Origin of the sequence: Rhizobium sp. BR 315 (assembly GCF_050577975.1) — a bacterium.
Taxonomy (GTDB): domain Bacteria; phylum Pseudomonadota; class Alphaproteobacteria; order Rhizobiales; family Rhizobiaceae; genus Rhizobium; species Rhizobium miluonense.
Map to the genome: position 1 here is coordinate 1 of NZ_JARWKZ010000116.1, position 3,956 is coordinate 3,956.

Annotated in this window: 5 protein-coding genes; 4 read left to right on the forward strand and 1 reads right to left on the reverse strand. The window is 58.2% G+C overall.

The window, feature by feature from the left end; translation table 11 throughout:
- Window positions 1–248: transposase (locus QD409_RS35140; RefSeq protein WP_430763348.1), on the forward strand; the 248-nt coding region annotated here is incomplete at its 5' end.
- Between the two features lie 170 nt (window positions 249–418).
- Here the strand turns inward: QD409_RS35140 and QD409_RS35145 are convergent.
- A complete protein-coding gene (locus QD409_RS35145; RefSeq protein WP_430765001.1) occupies window positions 419–1,969 on the reverse strand; it encodes a winged helix-turn-helix domain-containing protein in 1,551 nt (516 codons plus the stop codon).
- A gap of 206 nt (window positions 1,970–2,175) precedes the next feature.
- Here QD409_RS35145 and QD409_RS35150 point away from each other — a divergent pair, with 206 nt between their 5' ends.
- The 3 genes from QD409_RS35150 to QD409_RS35160 form a co-directional block, all read left to right on the forward strand.
- A complete protein-coding gene (locus tag QD409_RS35150; RefSeq protein ID WP_430765002.1) occupies window positions 2,176–2,889 on the forward strand; it encodes an alpha/beta hydrolase in 714 nt (237 codons plus the stop codon).
- 267 nt (window positions 2,890–3,156) lie between these two features.
- Entirely contained in the window at window positions 3,157–3,462 is a 306-nt protein-coding gene (locus tag QD409_RS35155) for a hypothetical protein (protein WP_430765003.1), read from the forward strand.
- 277 nt (window positions 3,463–3,739) lie between these two features.
- The coding region (locus QD409_RS35160; protein ID WP_430765004.1) for a hypothetical protein at window positions 3,740–3,956 on the forward strand (217 nt) is incomplete at its 3' end.

Consider the following 3,956-nt stretch of genomic DNA (forward strand, 5'->3'; position numbering starts at 1 on the left):
CCATCCGCGAGGAACTTCTGCTGCATGGCACTCGTCCGATCATTCCGCCGCGATCAACCCGGAAGAACCCGCCACCTTGCGACTACCGCGCTTACAAGGATCGCAATCGCATCGAACGCATGTTCAACCGAATGAAGCAGTTCCGTCGCATTGCCACGCGCTACGACAAAACCAAAACATCATACGCTGCTTTCCTCGCTATCGCCGCCGCTAAGATCTGGTTGCCATACTTTGTCAACATCGCCTAGAGTTCAGCGCAAGTCAAGCCGAAACTCTGCAGGATGGCGGCATGTCTGATGTAGCTCTCAACTCCGGCACCAGCACCTAGTGATAGCTAATCCATGCAATTCGACTGGCTAGACCAGCCCTCGCAGTATCTTGGCGCGAGCGACTGCGATCGTTTGAAACAGTCCAACCATTATTCCGGCAAGCCCGATAGTCGCATAGCACTGGTAACACTATCGAATATGGGTGGCGCAATGCCGACGGCAGCGGACCAGCGACTAATCGTAAAGGTGGGGTCGAGTGCCAGCAGCCGCTCGCCGGCAGCCTTTGCCTCATCGAGGCGACCAAGCTTGGCAAGCGGAGCGGCTAGCCATCCATGCAGGATGCTGAAGCCCGAGTTCAGTTGAACCGCCCGCCGGCCAGCCAAGATCGCCTCTTCATACCGGCCGAGCAGGAAACTTCCGAAGCCTATGATGCCCTGGGGAATGCAGCTCATCGCGTCGAGCGGGCTGAGCCGCATTGCGTGCTCGCCCCAGGCGATCGCACGCGTCGCATCGCCGCTGTAGGCGACGGGCGCGCATCCGAAGGAATAGACGAAGGCGCAGGAGGCGCTTAGCGCCAAGGCTCGCTCGAACGCTTCGTCAGACAGTCTCCGATCATGCGCCAGCAAGCCGATGGAAAAACCGGCAAGTGCAAGAGCCATGGCATCGCTTTGCCCATGCTCTATTGCCGCGAGCGCGTGCTGGATCGACTTCTTGCGGTTTTCCGGATGCATGCCGCCGCGAACAAAGATGGTCTGGTGTGCCCAGGACGCAAAACCGTGGGCGAGCGCGTAGCCGGGCTCGATAGCAAGCGCGCGGTCCAGCAACGGCAACCCGCCTGCAGCACCCTCCGGCATAAAGGTATAGACCTGCGGCATCGCGCGAAGCAGGAGGTCATAGGCGTCGACATTGTCGGGTCGTTTCCGCTTTACCCGCTCGATTTCGGCGCGACGCACGTTGGGCTCTATTGCAGCAACGACGCTTATGGTGATCTCGCCCTGCACCGCGAATATGTCAGTAAGATCACGGTCGTATCGCTCCGCCCACAGATGGGTGCCGTCTTCCGCGACAATGAGCTGACCGGTGATACGGACACGGCCGCCGACCTTGCGAACGCTGCCTTCAAGGACATAGCACACACCTAAATCGCGGCCGACCTGCGTGACGTCAACGGCACGCCCTTTGTAGGTAAAGCTGGAATTGCGCGCGATGGCGAGAAGCCATTTTATACGCGACAGGCCGGTAATAATGTCCTCGACCATCCCGTCAGCGAAATAATCCTGCTCAGGATCACCGCTCATATTGTCGAACGGGAGAACGGCGATCGATGGCCTGTCCGGCAGGCTTAATCCTTGCGGGGGCTTTTCCGGCACCGCGGCCGTTTGCGCCCCATGCTCCTCACGCACGGTCCCGACGAAGCGGATGCCCTTGCGCATGATCGTGCGGATAAGCCGCTGCGCATCGCCATTGTCGTTGAGTGCGCTGCGAACCGCGTTGATGCGGCTGCTGAGCGTGGCATCGGACACGATGCGGCCTTGCCAGACCGTCTCCACGATATCGTCCTTGCTGACGACACGGTCGCGATTGCAGAGGGGATAGCAGAGAAGATCGAACACCTGGGGTTCGACACGAAGCAATTCGCTGCCGCGCCGCAATTCGCGCCGGTCCTGATCGAGTGCGAAATCCTCAAAGTGATACAGCAAGTTAGATGTTCCGGTATCGCACCGCAATCGGCGAACTAAGGCAACCGTAACAATGTTGCAATGTAAAATCAAAGCCATCTGAAGGCAAAATCAACGCCTCCTGAAGATCACCTCAAAGCGCGTTCCACCGCGATCGCCCATAGTGTGATCATCAAATGCAGCGCAAGTCCAAACCAATTGCAACTCAACTCCAAAGGAGAACTCAAATGTCGAATGCTTCGGTCAATGCAGCAGTCAAGTCCGTCGTCCTCGTCCATGGCGGTTTTGTCGATGGTTCCGGATGGGAAGGCGTCCACAACCTCCTGAAGAAGGACGGTTACGAGGTCATCGTGGCGCAGAACCCCACCACCTCGCTCGCAGACGATGTTGCCGTCACCAAGCGTGCCATCGCATCGGCTTCAGGCAATGTCATCCTCGTCGGCCATTCCTATGGCGGCGTCGTCATCACCGAATCCGGCACGGACCCGAAGGTGGCAGGGCTGGTCTACATCACCGCTTTTGCCCCGGACCGCGGCGAATCCGTCGCCACGCTCATCTCCAACCCGCAGCCCGGCGATCCGGTACCGCCGATCCTGCCGCCCGTCGACGGCTTCCTCTTCCTTGACCGATCGAAATTTACCGACTCCTTTGCCGCCGACGTTCGGCCCGATCTCGCAGCCTTCATGGGCGACTCGCAGAGACCGTGGGGCATTCCTGCCCTGGAAGGCAAGGTCTCCGAGCCTGCCTGGAGGACAAAACCGAGCTGGTATCTGGTCGCCACCGAAGACAAGATGATCCCTCCGGCAGCACAGCGCGCCATGGCCGGCCGTGCCGAGGCCGTCAAGACGGAGGCCGCCGGCAGCCATGCCATCTACGTTTCGAACCCCGGCCCCGTCGCAGATCTCATCAAGCAGGCAGCCGCCAACGCTCGCAAGAGCTGATCAATCCCTGACCATTTGCAATGCCTGGGCGCCGACCATCGGGCCCAGCATCTTTATAGGGCGGCTTCACAAGACAGCGGCCAATTTTATGACCATCAGATTTTTTGAAGCGGTAGCATCGACATCTGCAGAAACGTTGTGCCGCCCGCTCCAGATTAGAGCTGGACTCGTGACCCACAGAAATACTATTAATCGGTCGCAAGTGGCCGATCTTGTAGACGATGGTGACCGGCGGTTCTTATCTACCCGCCTGCAAGGATAGGAGGAGTGAGCGTGCCCCTTCCACATTCCTCAGACATGCCACCGGATCCGCAACTTCGCACCCTTCTCCGCCAATGGGCCGAAAAGCTAGTCGATACCGACGCGGCTGCAGATCGCGTCGTGCAGCGAACCATCAACGTCATTTGCGACAGTCCCGAGCTTTTGGATGGCGCTCGAATGAATGAAGCGCTCTTTGCCCTCTTGCGCCGATACGCCTTTGACGAAAACGACCTTAGAGCGAGCCGACAGGATAAAGGTGCGATACGGAATATCGGCGGAGTATTGGGCGAAGAAGCCATCAAGTCGAAATAATGCTCCTGCCAGATCTTGCGCGGATAGATTGCAATTCCTCAAATCGAACGCAGTTTGCGCAGCGATATTTTAGCGTCATGGTCTGGCTGCTTTGCCGTTAGTTTACGATGCCCCTCGGATGCAGACACCCCTTGTGATCACCTGGCGGAAGAACTCGTCGATCAGGAGGAGACGCTCTTTCATACCAACGGCCGCTACGGTTGATTCTCATGTCCGTTTTCAAGAGTTTGGGCATAGGTTTTCGCGTCGCCTTTTTCAGCGTCGACGAGGGACAAATATGCTGCCTATTGCAGGACGCGGCGGCATTGAGACGACGGTTGATCAGACTCTGATGCGCGGGTTGAATACCGCAGGACCGTGGTTCGTCTCGGGCCTTCCTCTGTCTCACATGGCGCGTGTTGCCGTTTCAGGCTCGCAGAATCACAACGAGGGTTGCCCTGACCGGCCGCCACGCCCAACAATAAGCAGCGTGATGGAATTAAACCTTTCTCCTT

Coding starts and splice junctions, on each gene's coding strand:
- QD409_RS35150 (WP_430765002.1), top strand. CDS start 2,176: ATGTCGAATGCTTCGGTCAATGCAGCAGTCAAGTCCGTCGTCCTCGTC.